The sequence below is a fragment of the Pantoea sp. SORGH_AS_0659 genome, assembly GCF_031453915.1.
Classification (GTDB): domain Bacteria; phylum Pseudomonadota; class Gammaproteobacteria; order Enterobacterales; family Enterobacteriaceae; genus Pantoea; species Pantoea leporis.
Genome location: NZ_JAVJAK010000001.1, coordinates 2927260 through 2946838, shown reverse-complemented (window position 1 = coordinate 2946838; position 19579 = coordinate 2927260). Strand labels below are relative to the sequence as shown.

The window sequence follows — 19579 nt, the reverse complement described above, 5'->3', positions numbered from 1 at the left end:
CATTACCGGGGTGAATATGAAAAAGCTGTTATTGAGTGCCATCAGTGCCGCCGTATTGCTTCAATCCTCTGCCTGGGCAGACATCGCCGTACCCGCGGCGATCAAAGAGAAAGGGCTGACGGTAGCGATCATGCCGAACTATCCGCCAATGGATTTTAAAGATCCGGCGACCAACCAGCTGACCGGCGTGGATTACGACCTCGGCCAGGCGATTGGTGAAAAACTCGGCGTGAAGATCAACTGGCAGGAGATCGCCTTCGAACAGATGGTGAACGCGGTGGTGACCAGGCGCGTCGATCTGGTGATGTCCGGCATGACGGACACCAAAGAGCGTCAGCAGGTGGTGAACTTTATCGACTACTTCAAAACCGGCCCGCAGTTCTACACCCAATCCGCGCGCAGCGACATCAACAGCGCGATGGATCTGTGCGGTAAGAAAGTCGGTACCAGCCGTCGCACCACCTTCCCGCAGGAGATTGCCAACTGGTCAAAAGCGCACTGTGAAGCGGCCGGTAAGGCGGCGATCATTGTGGTAGGTGCTGAAGGCACCGCCGATGCGCGCACCCAGCTGCGTCAGAACCGTCTGGATGGCGTGGTGCAGGGCAGTGAAACGCTGCCGTACATCATGGATCTGGAAAAGGGCAAATATAAGGCGCTGGATAAAGCCTTCTCCTTCCAGTACACCGGCATGGCGATTGGTAAAGATGCGGGCGAGCTGACCACCGCGATTCAGGCGGCGATCGACGCGATGATTGCTGATGGCTCTTACCAGAAAATCCTCGGCAAATGGGGTCTGGCAGACAACGGCGTGGCGAAGGCGACCGTCAACCAGGGCTAAGGAGCGCGCAGATGCAACAACCGGGCGCAGTGCGCTGGCCGCAGGGTAAACGCGGCTGTATGGCGCTGGCGTTTGACCTCGACGGTCCCACCGGCGATGCCATGCTGAATGGCAGCCTGTGGTCAACGCCAGAGTATTTTACCTTTGGGGCTTACGGGCCGTACCGCGCGCTCGGGCGTCTGCTTGACCTGCTGCGCGCCTTCCACCTTCCCGCCACCTTCTTTGTGCCGGCGTGGGTGGTGGAGCAGTGGCCGCAGCAGTGTCAGGCGATTATCGAACAGGGCCACGAAGTGGCCTATCACGGCTATCGCCACGAATCCTTTTGGGCGATTTCACCGGATGAACAGCGCGCAGTCATGGCGAAATCCGCTGAAGTCTTTCACCAGCATCTGGGCATCACCGCCTGCGGTTTTCGTACGCCGTCGGGCGACTGGCATGCGGAAACGCCACAAATCCTGCGTGACGCGGGCGTGATCTACTCCAGCAGCATGCGCGGCGACGATCGCCCCTACAGCATTCCGGTGGCGGGCCATACGCCGCTGGTGGAGATCCCCGGTAAGTGGGAGATGGATGATTACGCCTCGCTGGCCTACACGCGCCAGCCCGACTTCCCCAAAGGCGGCGACCGCATCGCCAGCTATGCGCACACGCGTGATAACTGGCAGCGCGAGTTCGATGGCGCGATGGATGAAGGCTTGTGCCTCACCACGCTGTTCCACCCGAAAATCTCCGGCCAGCCGGGACGCTTGCTGCTGCTGGAACAGCTGTTTGCACATATGACGGCGCGCGATGACGTTTGGTTTGCGCGCTGCGACGCGGTGGCGCAGTGGTATTTGCAGGAGCAACAGCATGACTGAACCTTCACGCTGGCCGCTGGGTTTCCAGTCGGCGGCGATCCTCACTATCGATTTCAACGATATTCACGGCATTCTCACCCAGGCTCCGGCAGTGGCGGGGCGTGATAAAACGCTGTCGGTATGGCGCTACGGCACGCTGCGCGGCGTCGATCGCTTGCTGGCGCTGCTGGCAGAAAAGCAGCTCAAAGCCAGCTGGTGTATGCCCGCGATTGTCGCCGAACAGCAGCCGGAACTGGTGCAGCGCATCGTGACCGGCGGCCATGAAATCGCCTGCAGCGGCGATAGCCACGAAGATTTCTCGCTGCTGACGCTGGAGCAGCAGATCGCCAGCGTGACGCGCGGCTGCGACAAACTGGCGCAGATAACCGGACGCAAAATCACGGGGTTCCGCACGCCCGCCGGGCAGTGGAAACCGGGACTGGCGCAGGCGTTGATCGCACGCGGCATTCAATGGTCCTCCAGTTGGCGCGGCGACGATTTGCCGTATTTCCATCCCGGTACGCGTCTGGTGGAATTGCCGATGCACTACACGCTGGAAGATGAGCCGTACTTCGCCTTTAACCTCAGCCCGGCTATTCCGCCGGGACAATCGCGCATCGCGCCGTATGGCGAAACCCTGGCGAATATGACGCAGGATTTCCACGGCTTCCACCGCTTTGGCCTGTGCTACTTGCTGCGCCTGCATCCGGAAATCATCGGCACCGCCGGACGTATTGGCCTGCTGCGGGCGCTGCTCGACATGCTGCAACAGCACAATGTGTGGATCGCCACCGCTGAGCAGGCGGCGGCGCACTGGCAGACGCAGCCGGATAACGATGTCTGCCATCCGGCGGAGGTGTTTACCCGCATCACTGGAGGTGCGCATGGCGAACTCGCTTGATCAACTGGCGGCCTTTATCGCCGGGACGCGTTTTGCACAACTGCCTGAACCGCTGGTGGAGCAGGCAAAATGCCATCTGCTTGATACGCTCGGAGCTTCGCTGGCGGGCTGCGACAGCCCGATCTGGCGCGAGTGTCTGGCGCTGGTGCAGGCCGAAGGTGGCCGCGAACAGGCGCAAATTTGGGGCAGCGCGCAGCAGGCCAGTCCGCGTCAGGCGGCGTGGCTGAACGGCGTGGCGGCGCACATGTATGAACTCGACGATACCGGCGGCTGCGATCACTCCGGTGCGGTGGTGATCCCGGCGCTGCTGGCGGCTTTGCCGCTGGCGACGCAGCCGGTGGACGGGCAAGCGCTGCTGGTGGCGATGGTGATCGGCTATGACGTTGGCCGCCGCGTGTTAGAAGCCTGCGGCGGTTACTCGGCGCACAACGGCGCAGGCTGGCACTCTACCGCCAGCTGCGGCGTGTTTGGTGCGGCGGCGGCGGTCTGTTCGCTGCTGCAGCTGGATCGCGCGCAGTGTGCGTCTGCGCTGGGCATTGCCGCCAGCTTCAGCGGCGGTTTGTGGGGCTTTATTCACGACGGATCGCACACCAAAAAACTGCATGCCGCGCGCGCAGCAGAAGGCGGCGTGCAGGCCGCGCTGCTGGCACAACGCGGTATCAGCGGCCCTTCAGCGGTGTTTGAACCACGCTGGGGCGGCTTCCTGCAAACCTTAGCGGCGGAAACCCAGCAGCCGCAGGCCTTGACGGCCGATCTCGGCGAGGTGTGGAAACTGGCGCGCTGCTCGATCAAACCTTACGCTTCGTGCCGTGGCACCCACGCGGCTATTGATGCGCTGGGAATCCTGCTGCAACAGCATAATGTGCGGGTTGAGCAGATTGCGCGCATCGTGGTGGGCGTTAATCCGTTCCTGCTGGAGATGTGCGGCGGACGCGAGTTACACAGCCTGGCGGCGGCGCAGATGAGCCTGCCGTATGCGCTGGCGGCGCGCGCACTGTACGGCTCGGCGGAGCTGGCCAGTTATGACGATGCCCAGCGCCTGCATCCCGATGTGGAAGCGTTGCTGGCACGTATTGAGCTGGTGATCGATGAGCAGCAGAGCCGCGACGACGAGCCGTGGGTGCGGCTGGAAACCGGGCAGGGCGCGCAGTGGCAGCAGCATGTGCCGGTGCCGTCAGGCGCGCCAACCAATCCGCTCACGCTGGATGCCTTGCTGGCGAAATACCGCAGTTTGGCCGCGCGCGTATTGCCGCTGGAGCAGGTCGAACGGCTCGAGGCGGTGTGTCTGGAGCTGGATGAAGTGGCGGATGTGCGGGAAGTGGTGGGGTTGTTGGGGATTGGGTGATTTTCCCCTTTTGGCGTGTGCTCGCTGTCCCCCATCCCGGCCTTCCCCCATTAATGGGGGAAGGAGACGCTGCCACATGCAGCTTCAGAACGAATATGTGGCAGCATCTTCCTCCCCCATTTATGGGGGAGGACCGAGGAGGGGGACAGCGAGCACATTCAAACCACAGCGAGCACATTCAAACCACAGCGTGCACATTCAAACCACAGCGTGCACATTCAAACCACAGCGAGCACATTCAAGCCACAGCGAGCACAAACTAAACCCTGCCCGCTAACCCCTCAATCCGCGCTATCGCTGCCAGCAAGCGCGCTTCGGTCACTGCTTCGGCCATGTTCTCCATATCCGGCGCATGCACCGATTCGCGCACAATCAGTGCCAGCTCACTTTCATCCAGCGCGGCAATCTCGCTCAGCGTCAGCGGCACGCCGCAATCGCGCGCCAGGCGCATCTCATCCAGCACTTCCTCATCGGTGCGGTTCTCCAGCGCCAGCAAACAGAGGTTGCCAAAGCCGACCAGCAAGCCGTGCCCAAACTCGCGGGTTTTATCGCAGAAGGTAAAGCCTTCATAAATCGCATGCGAAGCCGCCGCGTGTGCGCCATTGCTCATTAGCGAGGTTAATCCTGCCCAGGTGAAGATCGCATCCAGCACCTGATCGAGCGACGCGCTGCTCTCACCACGCAGCACTGCGGCATAGGCTGCCGGTCCATGTTCACCAATCACGTCATAACAGATCTGGCTGTGCGCCAGTGACGAGAGCGCATTGCCCTCGCGTGCCGGATGACGTGCGCTGACCGCGCGGAACTCGTACCACTTCGCCAGCGTATCGCCCAGCCCGGCGGCCAGCCAGCGGGCGGGCGCTTTAGCCAGCAGCTCGCTGTCAATGATCACCGCCGCCGGTGCCTGCGGCAGCGGGAAGATGTCGAAGAAATTGCCGTTATCGTCATAGCGAATACTCAGCGGCGTCACCGCGGAACAGGTGGCGGCGATGGTTGGCAGCGTGATCACCGGCACGCCGAGCTGGGCGCCTACCGCTTTCACCGTATCCAGCGATTTACCGCCGCCCACGCCAATCAGCACCTCGGCGTGCAGCTCGCTGGCCATCGCCGCCAGACGGTTGATCTGATTGATCGAGGTTTCACCGCCAAACCACTCTTGAGCTAACAGCGTGACATTGGCCGCCAGCAGCTGCGCGCGAACCTGCGCTTCTACTGCCTGCAACGCCTGATGGCCGCCAATCAGCAGCGCACGCTGTCCCAGTCCGGCGCAGATCGCGCCTAATTGGTTGATCACGCCCGCACCGCGCAGCACGCGCGCCGGGAAAACCAGATTCTGTTGTGTCATCACTTGTTCTCTGTGTAACGGACGCCGGGCAACACGCACAGCATCTCATAAAGGATATTGGCCGCCAGCTGCGAGGTCATACCGCTGATGTCGTACGGCGGCGAGACTTCCACCAGATCGCCGCCCACCAGATTGAGTCCACGACAGCCGCGCACGATCTCCAGCCCTTGCATCGAGGTTAAACCGCCCACTTCCGGCGTGCCGGTGCCGGGTGCCCACGCGGGATCGAAACTGTCGATGTCGTAAGAGAGATACACCGGGCCGTCGCCGATACGCGCGCGCACCTCGGCCATCAGCGGCGTCATGGAGCGATACCAGCACTGCTCGGCGGGCACCAGATGGAAGCCCTGATCGACGCCCCACTGAAAATCATCGGCGGCATAGCCTTGCGCACGTTGCCCGATCTGCACCACGCGCTGGCAGTCGAGCAGGCCCTCTTCCACCGCGCGGCGGAACGTGGTGCCATGCGCGATCTTCTCGCCAAACATCTCGTCGTTGGTGTCGGTGTGGGCATCAATGTGAATCAGCCCCATCGGCCCATGCTTCTTCGCCAGCGCGCGCAAAATCGGCAACGTCAGCGTGTGATCGCCGCCCAGCGTTAACGGGATAATCGGCCAGTTATTCAGCTCGGTATAATAGTTTTCAATGATATCGACTGATTTCAGCAGGCTGTAAGTGTTGATCGGCACATCACCGAGATCGCCGACGCGCAGCGAATCAAAGGGCGCGGCGCCGGTGGCCATGTTGTAGGGTCGGATCATGACTGAATCGGCGCGGATGGCGCGTGGGCCATAGCGCGTACCGCTGCGCTGCGAGGTGCCGATATCCAGCGGAATGCCGATGAACGCCACATCCAAATCGGCTGGTGATTCAGCGGCGGGTAAACGCATCATGGTGCCGCGTCCGGCGAAACGGGGCATTTCGTTGCCGCCTTGCGGCTGGGGGAAATCGGTCATCACGCACTCCTTCAGTCAGGTGAAACCCATCATTACCCAGCCCGCGCGCCGGAAAAATCCTTGACAGCCGATAATCACTTCAGAGATTACTTAACTTTAGTCAGCAATCTCTGAAGGAAAATCGGTGCAGACGCTTCCCAATCTTAAACTGCTGCAGGTGTTCGCCAGCGTGGTGGAAAATCAGGGCTATTCGCGCGCGCAGCAGGCGCTGAACATGACCACGCCGGCCATCAGCGCCTACATGAGCGAGCTCGAGAGCCAGCTCGGTTTTATCCTCTGTCAGCGCGGGCGCGGCGGCTTTACCCTGACCAGCAAAGGCGAGCAGTTCTATCGCTACAGTCAGGAGATGCTGGCGACGCTGGCGGGTTGGCAGGAGCAGGTAGAGACGCTGAAAAGCGCGCAGGGCGGCACTTTCTCGCTTGGCGTGGTGGACGCCACCGTCACCGATAGCACGCTGGATCTGCCTGCCGCTATCGCCCGCTTTAACCAGCGCTTTCCGGCGGTATTCTTTAATCTGAGCGTGCGCGATCCCAATGAGTTGCAGCAGCAGTTGCTGGAGGATCGGCTCGATTTGGCGATTGGGCACTTTCCGCTGCGCGCCAGCAATCTGGTGACCATTCCGCTTTACGAAGAACAGCATTGGCTCTATTGCAGCCCGCAACATCCGCTGGCTGAGGGTCATCCGGATGTGCGCACCGTGCAGCAAACCGGCATGGTGACGCGGCGTTACTGGAATCAGCAGGAGCTGAACAAGCGCGGCTTCCGCCAGAGCAATGCGTCGGTGGAGAGCATCGAAGCGCAGCTGACGTTGATTCTCTCTGGCCGCTTCATTGGCTATTTGCCCGAACACTACGCGCGCAGCGGGGAACTGCAGGGCACGCTGCGTCGCCTGCTGCCGCACCATTTCCACTTCCGCGCGCCTTTCTCTTTTGCGTTCCGCCGTGGGCGCGCGCGTGAAACCTTAATCCGCGCGATGCGTGAAATTCTGAATCCAGCGCGAAAAAATAGCAGCGAAAGCTGACGCTGCGCCAATACTGTGTAAAAATACAGGCCAATTCAGCAAACAGTAACGAAAATGGCCCTGACAGCAGCGATAAAAAGCCAGATTGCGCAATGGTATAAGGCGCTGCAGCAGCAGGTTCCTGACTTTATCCCGCGCGCGCCGCAGCGCCAGATGATTGCCGAAGTGGCGAAAAGTCTGGCCGGTGACGAAGGTCGTCATCTGGCGATTGAAGCGCCCACCGGCGTCGGCAAAACTCTCTCTTATTTGATTCCCGGCATTGCGGTGAGCCGCGCCGAGGAGAAGCGGCTGGTGATCAGCACCGCCAACGTGGCGTTGCAGGACCAGATCTTCAGCAAGGATCTGCCGCTGCTGAAGAAAATCATCCCCGATCTCACCTTTACCGCCGCCTTTGGCCGTGGACGCTATGTTTGTCCGCGCAACCTTGCGGCGCTGGCGGCGACCGAAGATCAGCAGGGCGATTTGCTGCTCTATCTGGATGAAGAGGCGGTCACCGGCTCGAAAGAGGAGCAGAAATTCTGCGCCAAGCTAGAGAAGCAGCTCAGTAGCTACCGCTGGGATGGCTTGCGCGATCACACCGATGTCAACATCGAGGACAGCTTGTGGCAACGCCTCTCCACCGACAAAGCCAACTGCCTTGGCCATCACTGCCGCTGGTATCGTGAATGCCCGTTCTTTGTCGCGCGTCGCGAAATTGAGCAGGCGGATGTGGTGGTCGCCAACCATGCGTTGGTGATGGCGGCGATGGAGAATGAATCGGTGCTGCCACCGGCGAAAAACCTGATGCTGGTGCTGGACGAAGGCCATCATCTGCCGGAAGTGGCGCGCGATGCGCTGGAGATGAGCGCGGAGATCACGCCCGGCTGGAGCAGTTTGCAGCTCGATCTGTTTGTGCGGCTGGTGGAAACCATCATGGCGCAGTTCCGCCCAAAATCGCCGCCGCCGCTCACCAACCCGGAGCGCCTGAAAGGTCACTGCGATGAAATGCGCGAGCTGCTGCAGATCCTGTGCGATGCGCTCAATCCGCTGCTGCCGGGCCATAATCAGCCGGGCGAGTTCCGCTTTGTACTGGGTGAATTGCCGGAAGAGCTGTTGAGCCTGTGCGCGCGGCTGTTCAAGCTGAGTGACGCGCTGCGCGGCTTAAGCGAAGGCCTGCTCAACGAGTTGGGCGAGCAAACCGGGAAAGCCGATATCATGCGGCTGCATAAAGCTATCATTCAGCTCAATCGCCACTTCGGCTGGTTCGAGTCGATTAGCAAATTGTGGCGGCTGGCGGCGATGGAGAAAGCTTCCAATGCGCCGGTGTCGAAGTGGATTACGCGTGAGATTCGTGAAGGCCAGGCGCATCTGCTGTTCCACTGCGCGGGCATTCGCGTGAGCGATCAGCTGGAAAAAATCCTGTGGCGCAAAATCCCGCATGTGGTGGTGACGTCAGCCACCTTGCGATCGCTCAACAGCTTCAACCGTTTGCAGGAGATGTCCGGCCTGAGCGAGAAAGCCGGCGACCGCTTTGTGGCGTTGGATTCACCGTTTAACCATATCGACCAGGGCAAGCTGGTGATTCCGCAGATGCAGTTTGAGCCGCAGATGGCGCAGGAAGCGGAGCACATTGCCGAGATGGCGCGCTTTTTCCGCCAGCAGATCGCCGAAGAGAAGCACAAAGGGGTGCTGGTGCTGTTCGCCAGCGGCCGCGCGATGCAGCAGTTTGTCGCACATATTCCTGATCTGCGCCTGTCGATGCTGGTGCAGGGCGATCAGCCGCGTTCGCGCCTGGTGGCGTTGCATCGGGAACGCGTCGAAGCCGGTAAAATCAGTATTCTGGTCGGGCTGCAATCGTTCGCCGAAGGGCTGGATTTGAAAGGCGATCTGCTGTCGCAGGTGCATATCCATAAAATCGCTTTTCCACCGGTGGACAGTCCGGTAATTTTGACCGAGGGCGAATGGCTGAAGAGCCTGAAACGCTATCCGTTCGAAGTGCAGAGCTTGCCGAGCGCCTCCTTTACCTTGATTCAGCAGGTAGGACGTTTGATTCGCAGCCACAGCTGCTTTGGCGAAATCGTGATTTACGATCGCCGCCTGCTCAACAAAGCCTATGGCAGCCGACTGCTGGCCGCGCTACCGGTGTTCCCGATTGAGCAACCGCCGATGCCGGAAGCCAGCAGTGACAAGACGAAAAAACGTCGCAGTAAGAAAATCTAACGATCAATTTTGGCAGCCGCACGGCGGCGCGCCCTGGAAGCGGGAATGCCTGATGGAACTGAATAAAATTATTAAAGAGATTGGGCGCGGTAAAAATCACGCGCGCGATATCGATTTCGCCACCGCGCAGGCGCTCTACAGCGCGATGCTGGCCGGTGACGTGCCGGAGCTGGAGCTGGGTGGCGTGCTGATTGCGCTGCGCATCAAGGGCGAAGGCGAAGAGGAGATGCGCGGTTTTTATCACGCGATGCAGCAGCAGATGATGCCGTTGCAGGCACCCGCTAACCGTCCGATGCCGATTGTCATTCCCAGTTACAACGGCGCGCGCCGTCAGGGCAATCTGACGCCGCTGCTGGCGCTGCTGCTGGTGAAGCTGGGCTTTCCGGTGCTGCTGCACGGCGTCAGCGACGATCCTACGCGCATCACCACCGAAGCGGTGCTGGCAGCGCTGGACATCGCGCCTGTCACCTCCGCCGCACAGGCGCAGGCGAAGCTGGATAACGGCGAACTGGCGTTTATCACCATCGACCATCTGTGTGCGCCAATGGCGCAACAGCTGTCGCTGCGCTGGCGCATGGGCGTGCGTAACAGTGCGCATACGCTGGCGAAACTGGCGACGCCGTTTGCCGAACGTGCTGCGCTGCGCCTGGCCAGCGTCTCGCATCCGGAATATGTGCCGCGCGTGGGGAAATTCTTCCAGGATATTGATGCACCGGCGATTCTGCTCAACGGTACCGAAGGCGAGGTGTATGCCAATCCGCAGCGCTGCCCGGCGATTAACTACATTCGTGGCGCGGGTGCAGAAGCGGAAGTGTGGGTTGAGCGCCAGCCGGAAGTCAGTGTGGAACTGCCGGAAAGCAAAAGCGCACAGGACACCGCCGCGTGGATCAATCAGGTATTAGCCGGGGAACGCGCGGTGCCGCAGGCGCTGCGTTTGCAGCTGGCGTGTTGTTTGATGGCGACCGGTGAATCGGCTAGCCTGGCGGATGCAGAAGTGAAGTTACAGTTGGCGGGGATGTGAAGAATAAAGCCATTGAATTAAGCGCCTCATTTACAGCGCACACAAGCTGTAGCGGCGCGATTAATCGCGCTGTTCAATGGCGGCAATGTCGCCATCCCGCGATTGCGCAATAAATTGCGCCGCGACGGCACGAGCAAGCATCCGCCATTGCTGGCGACCGCCCTTACGCTTTCGCCAGCACGCGCTCTACCAACTGCTGCCAGAAGGTAATACCAATCGGCAGCAGCTCATCATTAAAGTCGTAATTGGCGTTATGCAGCGGTGCGGACGGCGTTGCGCCATCGGCACCCAGCCAGAAATAGGCACCGGGGCAGGCTTGCAGCATGCAGGCAAAATCTTCCGAAGCCATTGAAGGGTTCACCTGCCAGTGAACCTGCGCCTCGCCAAGCACATCAACCGCCACCGCACGCACCTGTTCGGCTTGATTTGCATGGTTGGCGGTGACCGGATAACCGGGATACCAGTGAATCTCGCCGCTGACGCCAAACGGGCGCGGCAACGTCGTGACAAAATCCTCAATCAGACCGCGCACGCGATTGCGCACGTCGGTCTGCAAACATCGCACCGTGCCGCGCAACACAATCTGTTCAGGAATGACGTTAATCGCTTCGCCGCCGTGAATCTGCGTCACGCTCACCACCGCCGAAGCCAGTGGCGACAGACGACGCGACGGAATGGTTTGCAGCGCCAGAATCAGTTCGGCGGCGACCACCATTGGATCGGCTCCGCTTTCCGGCATCGCCGCATGGCAGCTTTTACCGTGCAGCGTAATTTCGAACGAGTCGAGTGACGCCATCATCGCATCCGGATTCACCGCCAGCGTGCCCACCGGCATGCCCGGCCAGTTGTGCATGGCGTAAACCGCATCCATCGGGAAGCGCTGGAACAGGCCTTCTTCCACCATTTTGCGCGCGCCACCCAGATTCTCTTCGGCGGGCTGGAAGATGAAGTGAATGGTGCCGCTGAAGTTACGCGTAGCCGCCAGCTGACAAGCCGCCGCCAGCAGAATAGAAGTGTGACCATCATGGCCGCAGGCGTGCATGACGCCGGCTGTTTGCGACTTCCACTGCGGCGCGCCTTTTTCGGTGATCGGCAGCGCATCCATATCGGCGCGCAGACCAATAACCGGTCCGGGACCGTTCTCTAATGTGCCGATTACGCCGGTGCCCGCTAAGCCACGAAACACCTGTAATCCGGCCTCGGTGAGGACCTGTGCGACGAGCTCGCTGGTCTGCTGCTCCTGGTAACCCAGCTCAGGATGTTGGTGTAACTGACGACGCCAGTTGAGGGCGTTTTCCAGCAGTGCAGCAGGCAGGCTCATAAGGTAAGGCTCTCCATTAGCAGCGTGAGCTGCAAAATAATGTATTTACTGTAGTGGCAAGCGTATGGCGGCGTCTATCGCGGAACGGAATAATTTGGCTATAGGGTATAGCGGAATGGAATATAGCAAACGGGCTTGTAAGTTCCTTCCCCCGCTTGCGGGAGAAGGCTGGGATCAGAGGAATGCTGCACAATGTTGAAAGGTGCGCGCTGTCCCTCACCCTAACCCTCTCCCGCTGTACAGTCCGGGGACATGGTGAACACTTGTTCGGGGACATGGTAGACACTTACAACTAAGGCATAAGAACCCGTTTATGGAGTCGCTTATGTCCTGGGATGCGAGAGATACCATGTCATTACGTAAAGAGTTTGTTCTGTTCGCCTCGCAAGACGGGGCGAACATCCGCGCACTCTGCCGTCACTACGGCATTTCTTCCGCCACTGCCTACAAGTGGCTTCGCCGCTGGGCTGAAGAGGGAGAATCCGGTCTTGAGGACCGCCCCTGCATACCCCATCACTCTCCCAACCGCTCGTCTGACGACATCACTGACCTGCTTCGTATGGCGCATGAACTTCATCAGCACTGGGGCGCGCGCAAGATAAAGCGCTGGCTCGAAGACCGCGGACACCGCATGCCCGCCTTCAGCACCGTCCACAGCCTGATGGCCCGCCACGACCTGCTGCCGGGCTCAGCTCCGGGTGTCCCGGCCACGGGCCGGTTTGAACATGCGGCCCCGAACCAGCTCTGGCAGATGGATTTCAAGGGGCATTTTCCCTTTGGCGGCGGCCGCTGCCACCCGCTTACCCTCCTTGACGATCACTCCCGCTTCTCGCTTTGCCTCGTACACTGCGCTGATGAGCGGCGTGAGACGGTGCAGAAGCAGCTGGTCAGAGTCTTTGAACGTTACGGCCTGCCGGACCGGATGACGATGGATAACGGTTCACCGTGGGGCGACACTACCGGGACCTGGACGGCCGTCGAGCTGTGGCTTATGCGACAGGGTATCCGGGTGGGGCACTCCCGGCCTTATCATCCGCAGACGCAGGGCAAGCTGGAGCGCTTTCACCGCAGCCTGAAGGCTGAAGTGCTGCAGGGGAAGTGGTTCGCGGACGACGGTGAGCTGCAGCGCGCCTTCGATCACTGGCGGACGATTTATAACCTTGAACGCCCGCATGAGGCGCTGGATATGGCGGTGCCGGCGTCGCGCTATCAGCCATCGGCTCGGCAGTACAGCGCCAGCGTAACGTCAGCGGAATACGACGAGGGCGTGATGGTCAGGAAGGTAGATATCAGTGGGAAGCTGACTATAAAAGGCCTGAGTCTGAAGGCAGGCAAGGCGTTCAGGGGAGAGCACGTTGGCCTGAAGGAGATGCAGGAAGACGGGTGCTACGAGGTATGGTGGTACAGCACAAAAGTGGGGGTGATCGACCTGAAGAAAAAGTCGATCACCATGGGTAAAGGATGTTAAAAAGTGTTCACCATGTCCCCGAACACCTGTCTACCATGTCCCCGGACTGTACACCCGCAGGCGGGAGAGGGGACTGATTGGAGAACGCTAATTGAAACGTTATTTCTGCATCGGCAGGTTGAGACCGTGCTCCTGCGCGCAGCTTTGCGCTAATTCGTAACCTGCATCCGCGTGACGCATCACGCCGGTGGCCGGATCGTTCCACAGCACGCGGCCCAGACGCGCATCGGCTTCTTTGCTGCCGTCACACACAATCACCACGCCGGAGTGCTGTGAAAAGCCCATGCCGACGCCGCCGCCATGATGCAGACTCACCCAGGTCGCGCCGCCTGCAGTGTTCAGCAGGGCATTGAGCAGCGGCCAATCGGATACCGCATCCGAGCCGTCTTTCATCGCTTCGGTTTCACGGTTCGGTGACGCCACGGAACCGCAATCCAGATGGTCGCGACCGATGACGATCGGCGCTTTCAGCTCGCCGTTACGCACCATTTCGTTGAACGCCAGCGCCGCTTTGTGGCGCTCGCCGAGACCCAGCCAGCAGATACGCGCCGGTAAGCCCTGGAAGGCGATACGCTCCTGCGCCATGTCGAGCCAGCGGTGCAGATTCTGGTGATCCGGGAACAGCTCTTTCAGCTTGGCATCGGTTTTGTAGATATCTTCCGCATCACCTGACAGCGCCACCCAACGGAACGGGCCTTTGCCTTCGCAGAACAGCGGGCGAATATAGGCCGGCACAAAACCCGGGAAATCGAAGGCGTTTTTCACGCCCTCATCCAGCGCCACCTGACGGATGTTATTGCCGTAATCCACGGTCGGGACGCCCATGTGATGGAAATCCAGCATCGCCTGCACATGTACCGCCATTGAGGCGCGCGCGGCTTTCTCCACCGCTTTCGGGTTGCTGACACGCTCGGCTTCCCAGCGCGCCAGATCCCAGCCGACCGGCAGATAACCGTTAATCGGATCGTGTGCTGAGGTCTGATCGGTGACGATGTCCGGCTTCATGCCGCCCGCTTTGGCACGTTTCACCAGCTCCGGCACGATTTCAGCGGCGTTGCCCAGCAGACCAACAGAAATGGCACGTTTCTCTTTGTTGGCCTGATCAATCAGCGCCAGTGCTTCGTCCAGCGTATAGGCTTTGTGGTCGACGTAGCGGGTGCGGATACGGAAATCGATACGTGATTCCTGGCACTCAATCGCCAGCACGCTGGCACCGGCCAACACACCCGCCAGCGGTTGTGCGCCGCCCATGCCGCCCAAACCGGCGGTGAGGATCCAGCGGCCGCTGAGATTGCTGTCGTAATGCTGACGACCCGCTTCAGCGAAGGTTTCGAAGGTACCTTGCACGATGCCCTGCGCACCGATGTAGATCCACGAACCGGCGGTCATCTGGCCGTACATCATCAGGCCTTTTTGATCCAGTTCGTGGAAGTGATCCCAATTGGCCCAATGCGGCACCAGATTCGAGTTAGCCAGCAGCACGCGCGGCGCATCGGCATGCGTACGGAACACGCCCACCGGTTTACCGGACTGGATGAGCAGCGTCTCTTCCGGCTGCAGGGCGCGCAGCGAACGCAGGATCTGCTCAAAGCACTCCCAGTTACGCGCGGCTTTACCGATGCCGCCGTACACCACCAGATCTTCCGGGCGTTCTGCCACGTCAGGATCGAGGTTGTTCTGGATCATGCGGTAAGCCGCTTCAATCAACCAGTTGGCGCAGTGCAATTCATTACCGCGCGGCGCACGGATTTCACGGGCTACAGCCTGAGTCAAAGTTTCGCTCATCATCGATTCCTTAATTAACAGTCTTACGCTGGCTTGGCAGCAGCGCGGTAAGAGATTCAGGCCATGCAGGTGCGCTGGCCCACAGACGCATGGATTCGATATCCGGCGCCAGTAAACGGTCGTGATCGAGGAAGGCCACCTTCTCGCGAATGCGGCTCATCTCTTGCTCCAGCGTCGGCGAACTCTGCAGCGGACGATGGAAATCAATGCCTTGTGCCGCAGCCATCGCCTCAATGCCGACCACAGCGGCGGTGTTGAAGCACATGCTGCCGAGGCGGCGGGCCGCGTAGGTCGCCATCGAGACGTGATCTTCCTGGTTAGCGGAGGTTGGCAGGCTGTCAACGCTGCCCGGATGCGCCAGCGATTTGTTCTCAGACGCCAGCGCTGCAGCAGTGACCTGCGCTATCATAAAGCCGGAGTTAACGCCGCCATCATTGACGAGGAACGGCGGTAAACCGGAAAGGCCGGTATCCAGCAGCAGCGCCAGACGACGCTCGGAGATCGCGCCGATTTCGGCAATCGCCAGCGCCAGAATATCGGCGGCGAAGGCCACCGGCTCGGCGTGGAAGTTACCGCCGGAAATCACATCGCCACTGTCGCTGAACACCAGCGGATTATCGGAGGCGGCGTTGGCTTCAATCTGCAACACGCGCGCGGCGTGCGACAGGTTATCGAGGCAGGCGCCCATCACCTGTGGCACGCAGCGAATCGAGTAGGGATCCTGCACGCGGCCGCAGTGGGTGTGTGAGCCGAGGATTTCACTGCCAGCTAATAAAGAGGAGACGGCAGCGGCAACGTTGATCTGTCCCACCTGGCCGCGCGCTTCGTGGATCCGCGCATCGTAAGGTTTCACCGAGCCTTTAATCGCTTCCAGCGACAGTGCGCCGGCCATCAGGCCCGCCGCGAACAGGTTTTCCGCTTCGAACAACCCGCGCAGCGCCAGCGCATTCGAAACCTGCGTGCCGTTGAGCAGCGCCAGACCTTCTTTGGGGCCCAGCACAATCGGCTGCAGGCCAACGCGCGCTAAGCCTTCGGTCGCGGGGATTAACTCGCCATCGACGCGTACCTGACCTTCGCCCAGCAGCATCAGGGAAAGATGTGCCAGCGGGGCCAGATCGCCTGACGCGCCCACCGAACCTTTCTCCGGGATGCACGGCATTACACCGGCGTTGAACAGCGCCAGCAGCGCTTCAATCAGTTCGATACGCACGCCAGAGTGACCGCGCGCCAGGCTGATAATTTTGGTGGCGACCACCAGACGCGCCACGTTGTCCGGCAGCAAATCGCCGAGGCCAACGCTGTGCGACAGCACCAGATTGCGCTGCAGCTCGGCCAGCCGCGCTGAAGGGATCTGCGTCTGCGCCAGCTTGCCGAAACCGGTGTTGATGCCATACACCACTTTGCCGGATGCGACGATGGCATCGACGGTTTCATGGGCACGCGCAATCGCTGCTCGCGCTTCATCGGCCAACGTGAGCGTTACCTTGCTTTGATAGATGGTGCGCAAGGTAGCGAGGTCCACTTCACCGGGAACGAGGCGAATTTCCTGAACCGAACCTGACATAGTCTACTCCTGTCTATACAAGTGATCTGGCATGAATGGGACGCCGATATTTTGCGATGTGGCTGTCCGATTTGCCGTGGATTGCGATGAGTGAAGCATAAGTGTCTAATCTTGTCTATACAAGTAGCAAGCGCTATGCCAGATTGTTCTTGTTCTGTGAAATACGACGCAATGCGCGTTATGCAGTGTAAACGCAGCGGGATTGCACCGGAGCAGGGCGAAAGCTGCACCAATACTGGGCGCCTTGCACAATTAGATGTATATACATTTACGGGCTGAGACAGTAAACTTTGGGCATTATTCTTTAAAGGAACAGGAAATGGCGGAGCAAACAGCAGTAGCACAGCTGGCTGCGGCGATGGGCGATGAGCCTGCGCCGATTTACCAGCGGGTGAAGCAGGCGATCGTCAGCCAAATCCGCGAAGGTCACTGGAAAGCCAACCAGCGCGTGCCGTCTGAGAGTGAGCTGGTGAACGAGCTGGGAGTCAGTCGTATGACCATTAACCGCGCGCTGCGTGAACTCACCAGCGAGGGTTTTCTGGTGCGCATGCAGGGTGTGGGCACCTTTGTCGCGGAGATGAAGGGCTACACCGCGATGCTGGAAGTGCACAACATCGCCGATGAGATCGCGCAGCGCGGCCATCGTCACAGCTGCAAGATTTTGTCGATTGGGCAGATGAAGGCCGATCCGGAACAGGCGGCGGTGCTGGGATTATCCACCGGGCAAACGCTGTTCCATTCGTTGATTGTGCATTACGAAAACGATCTGCCGGTACAGCTGGAAGATCGCTTGGTCAATCCGCTAGTGGCGCCGGATTATCTCAGCCAGGATTATCATCAGCTGACGCCGTACACCTATTTGATGCGCGTTGCGCCGCTGACCGCCGGTGAGCATATTGTGGAAGCGGTGCTGCCGGATCTGCGTCAGCGTAAGCATCTGGCGCTGGATGAACATGAGCCGTGCCTGCTGATTCGTCGTCAGACGTGGAGCGACAACAAGATTGTGACCTACGCGCGCCTGTTGTATCCGGGATCGCGCTATAAGTTGCTGGGGCGCTTTAGAGGACACGGCTAAGCGTGACAAATAACAGTCTGGCATCCGGCGTTTGCGGTGCCAGCTCAAGCTTTTCATCCAGCCACCAGATCCCCTGATCCACTTCTAGCGTCTCTCCGGCCGTAGTTTGCCATATTCCCGCCACCACCCACGCCACGCCGTTTTCACTGCTGACCGTTTCTTGCGCGATGCTCACCGCCGATCGCCAGCTGTCGCGCCGCGTCATGATATTGAAATCCTGACAGCTACCCGAAATGGTGGCTTCAATCGCCCATTCACCGGGAAACGCCCACGGCTGCAGCGAGGTTAAGCGCTGCTGAGCCTGTTCACTCTGCAGTAAAACGCTGTCGCCGTGTAGCAGGGTAATCACGCGATCAATGCCGGGAAAAGGTGAAAACGGCCCGTCGGCGGAGATGGTAGCGATGCTGGCGCGCCAGGCAAACTGCGCGTCGCCCGGCGGATAGCTGACGATTTCTCGTGTTTCACCGCCGCCGTTGCGCCAGCGGCTGACCGCAAGCTGGTCGTAGGCAAAACGGGTGCTCATTGTAATGCCCTCATCGCCCCGGCAAAGTTCGCTGCTGCACGCTCTTCTGCCGCATGATGGCCTTCGCTGATCACCTGCTTGCCCGCCACAAACACGTCGCGGATCTGTTCGCGCTGGCCGCCAAACAGCCAGCGGTTCAACAGCGCTGTGCTGCTAACGCTGCTGAGGAACGCGTCTTCTGCCAGCACCAGCCAGTCAGCACGTTTGCCTACCGCCAGTTCACCCGCCGGCAAACCACATGCCTGCGCGCCGCCCTGTGCGGCTTGCTGCCACAGCAGATCGCCTACGGAAGGTTGATTGGGCAAGGTGATGCGGTTGCGACGACGATCGTGCAGTCGCTGGCCGTACTCCAGCCAGCGCAGCTCTTCCAATGCGCTAAGCGACACGTGGCTGTCGGAGCCAATGCCCCAGCGGCCGCCGCGCGCGATGTACTCCACCGCTGGGAAAATGCCGTCGCCGAGGTTGGCTTCCGTGGTCGGACACAATCCCGCTACCGCGCCGCTTGCCGCCATGCGCTGAATTTCGTCGTCATCAAGATGAGTGGCGTGAATCAAGCACCAGCGCTGATCGACCGCGAAGCGGTTGAGCAGCCACGCCACCGGACGCTCACCGCTCCACGCCAGGCTGTCGTTAACCTCTTTCTCCTGCTCGGCGACGTGAATGTGCACCGGCACATCCTGCGGGCAGGCGGCTAATACTTCGTGCATCTGCGCTTCATTTACCGCGCGCAGCGAATGGAAGCAGATGCCATGATTAAGCAGCGGCTTATCCGCGCTCCAGCTCGCTACGCGCTGCTGCTGTTGCAGATAGGCGTCGGTTTGCTGAATGAAACGGCGCTGGCCATCGCTGGCCGGCTGCGAACCAAAACCGCTGTAGCTGTAGAGCACCGGCAGCAAGGTTTGACCGATGCCGGCGGTCTCCGCTGCCGCCATCAGTGCCAGCTGCATGGCATCATCGGCGTAGGGTTTGCCGTGCGCATCGTGGTGCAAATAGTGGAATTCCGCCACCTGGCTGTAGCCGCCTTTCAGCATGTCGATGTAGAGATGCGTGGCAATAGCACCAACCTGCTCGGGCGACAGGCGCTGCACTATGCGATACATCAGATCGCGCCATGTCCAGAAGCTGTCCTGCGGATCGCCCGCTACTTCAGCCAATCCCGCCATCGCGCGCTGGAAGGCGTGTGAATGCAGATTCGCTATCGCCGGAATCACCGGTCCGGCAAGACGCGTGGCATCGCCGGGCTCGCTGTTGGGCGCGAGTTGGGTGATCTGTCCGACTGCGTTGGTGGTAATCAGCACGCGCTCATGCCAGCCGTCGGCCAGCAGTGCGCGTGGGGCAAAATAGGTTGTCATGGTTGATCCTGCATGGCGGAAAGTTGTAT

16 protein-coding genes are annotated in these 19579 nt (G+C 60.3%); 9 read left to right on the top strand and 7 right to left on the bottom strand.

Annotated features, from left to right (window positions below; translation table 11 throughout):
- The first annotated feature begins 16 nt into the window (after window positions 1–16).
- Genes Q3H59_RS13900 through Q3H59_RS13885 form a run of 4 tightly spaced genes read left to right on the top strand, consistent with a single transcriptional unit; the run spans window position 17 to window position 3920 of the window.
- The gene (locus Q3H59_RS13900) at window positions 17–838 is read left to right on the top strand and encodes an ABC transporter substrate-binding protein (protein ID WP_309835406.1); all 822 of its coding nucleotides are present in this window, start codon (window positions 17–19) and stop codon (window positions 836–838) included.
- An 11-nt stretch (window positions 839–849) separates the two neighbouring features.
- Window positions 850–1695 (top strand): polysaccharide deacetylase, encoded by an 846-nt coding sequence (locus Q3H59_RS13895; RefSeq protein WP_101763139.1) that lies wholly within the window; start codon window positions 850–852, stop codon window positions 1693–1695.
- Entirely contained in the window at window positions 1688–2575 is an 888-nt protein-coding gene (locus tag Q3H59_RS13890; protein WP_309835404.1) for a polysaccharide deacetylase, read from the top strand. Before Q3H59_RS13895 ends, Q3H59_RS13890 begins: the two co-directional genes overlap by 8 nt.
- Window positions 2559–3920: an MmgE/PrpD family protein gene (locus Q3H59_RS13885; protein ID WP_309835403.1), complete on the top strand. Its 1362-nt coding sequence runs from the start codon at window positions 2559–2561 to the stop codon at window positions 3918–3920. Before Q3H59_RS13890 ends, Q3H59_RS13885 begins: the two co-directional genes overlap by 17 nt.
- A 259-nt stretch (window positions 3921–4179) precedes the next feature.
- Here Q3H59_RS13885 and Q3H59_RS13880 read toward each other — a convergent pair whose 3' ends face one another.
- Window positions 4180–5265, bottom strand: coding sequence for an iron-containing alcohol dehydrogenase family protein (locus tag Q3H59_RS13880; protein WP_192413944.1), 1086 nt, complete (start codon window positions 5263–5265; stop codon window positions 4180–4182).
- The gene (gene speB, locus Q3H59_RS13875) at window positions 5265–6221 is read right to left on the bottom strand and encodes an agmatinase (protein ID WP_405041826.1); all 957 of its coding nucleotides are present in this window, start codon (window positions 6219–6221) and stop codon (window positions 5265–5267) included. Before speB ends, Q3H59_RS13880 begins: the two co-directional genes overlap by 1 nt.
- A gap of 124 nt (window positions 6222–6345) precedes the next feature.
- On the opposite strand from speB, the gene Q3H59_RS13870 reads away from it, so the two are divergent.
- From Q3H59_RS13870 to ybiB, 3 genes are read left to right on the top strand one after another with little or no spacing between them, the layout of a single operon-like run.
- Window positions 6346–7242 (top strand): LysR family transcriptional regulator, encoded by an 897-nt coding sequence (locus Q3H59_RS13870; protein ID WP_101763134.1) that lies wholly within the window; start codon window positions 6346–6348, stop codon window positions 7240–7242.
- 54 nt (window positions 7243–7296) lie between these two features.
- Window positions 7297–9441 (top strand): ATP-dependent DNA helicase DinG, encoded by a 2145-nt coding sequence (gene dinG / locus Q3H59_RS13865; protein WP_101763133.1) that lies wholly within the window; start codon window positions 7297–7299, stop codon window positions 9439–9441.
- 52 nt (window positions 9442–9493) lie between these two features.
- Window positions 9494–10462 carry a DNA-binding protein YbiB gene (gene ybiB, locus Q3H59_RS13860; protein WP_309835397.1) on the top strand — a complete coding sequence of 323 codons (969 nt, stop codon included), beginning with the start codon at window positions 9494–9496 and terminating at the stop codon, window positions 10460–10462.
- A gap of 163 nt (window positions 10463–10625) precedes the next feature.
- Here the strand turns inward: ybiB and Q3H59_RS13855 are convergent, their stop codons facing one another.
- The gene (locus Q3H59_RS13855; protein ID WP_309835394.1) at window positions 10626–11783 is read right to left on the bottom strand and encodes a M20 aminoacylase family protein; all 1158 of its coding nucleotides are present in this window, start codon (window positions 11781–11783) and stop codon (window positions 10626–10628) included.
- A 313-nt stretch (window positions 11784–12096) separates the two neighbouring features.
- Here Q3H59_RS13855 and Q3H59_RS13850 point away from each other — a divergent pair, with 313 nt between their 5' ends.
- Window positions 12097–13251 (top strand): IS481 family transposase, encoded by a 1155-nt coding sequence (locus Q3H59_RS13850; RefSeq protein WP_309832769.1) that lies wholly within the window; start codon window positions 12097–12099, stop codon window positions 13249–13251.
- Window positions 13252–13350: 99 nt separating this feature from the next.
- On the opposite strand, the gene hutU is transcribed toward Q3H59_RS13850, so the two are convergent.
- A complete protein-coding gene (gene hutU / locus Q3H59_RS13845) occupies window positions 13351–15036 on the bottom strand; it encodes a urocanate hydratase (RefSeq protein WP_192413984.1) in 1686 nt (561 codons plus the stop codon).
- A gap of 10 nt (window positions 15037–15046) precedes the next feature.
- On the bottom strand, window positions 15047–16600 hold the full coding sequence (hutH, locus tag Q3H59_RS13840) for a histidine ammonia-lyase (RefSeq protein ID WP_309835390.1): 1554 nt from the start codon (window positions 16598–16600) through the stop codon (window positions 15047–15049).
- A 319-nt stretch (window positions 16601–16919) separates the two neighbouring features.
- Between hutH and hutC the strand changes: the two genes are divergently transcribed.
- The gene (gene hutC / locus Q3H59_RS13835; protein ID WP_008102577.1) at window positions 16920–17675 is read left to right on the top strand and encodes a histidine utilization repressor; all 756 of its coding nucleotides are present in this window, start codon (window positions 16920–16922) and stop codon (window positions 17673–17675) included.
- Here the strand turns inward: hutC and Q3H59_RS13830 are convergent.
- Window positions 17659–18198, bottom strand: a complete 540-nt coding sequence (locus Q3H59_RS13830; RefSeq protein WP_309835388.1) for a HutD family protein — start codon at window positions 18196–18198, stop codon at window positions 17659–17661. The genes hutC and Q3H59_RS13830 overlap by 17 nt on opposite strands.
- Window positions 18195–19550: a formimidoylglutamate deiminase gene (locus tag Q3H59_RS13825; RefSeq protein ID WP_309835385.1), complete on the bottom strand. Its 1356-nt coding sequence runs from the start codon at window positions 19548–19550 to the stop codon at window positions 18195–18197. Before Q3H59_RS13825 ends, Q3H59_RS13830 begins: the two co-directional genes overlap by 4 nt.
- Window positions 19551–19579: the final 29 nt, after the last annotated feature.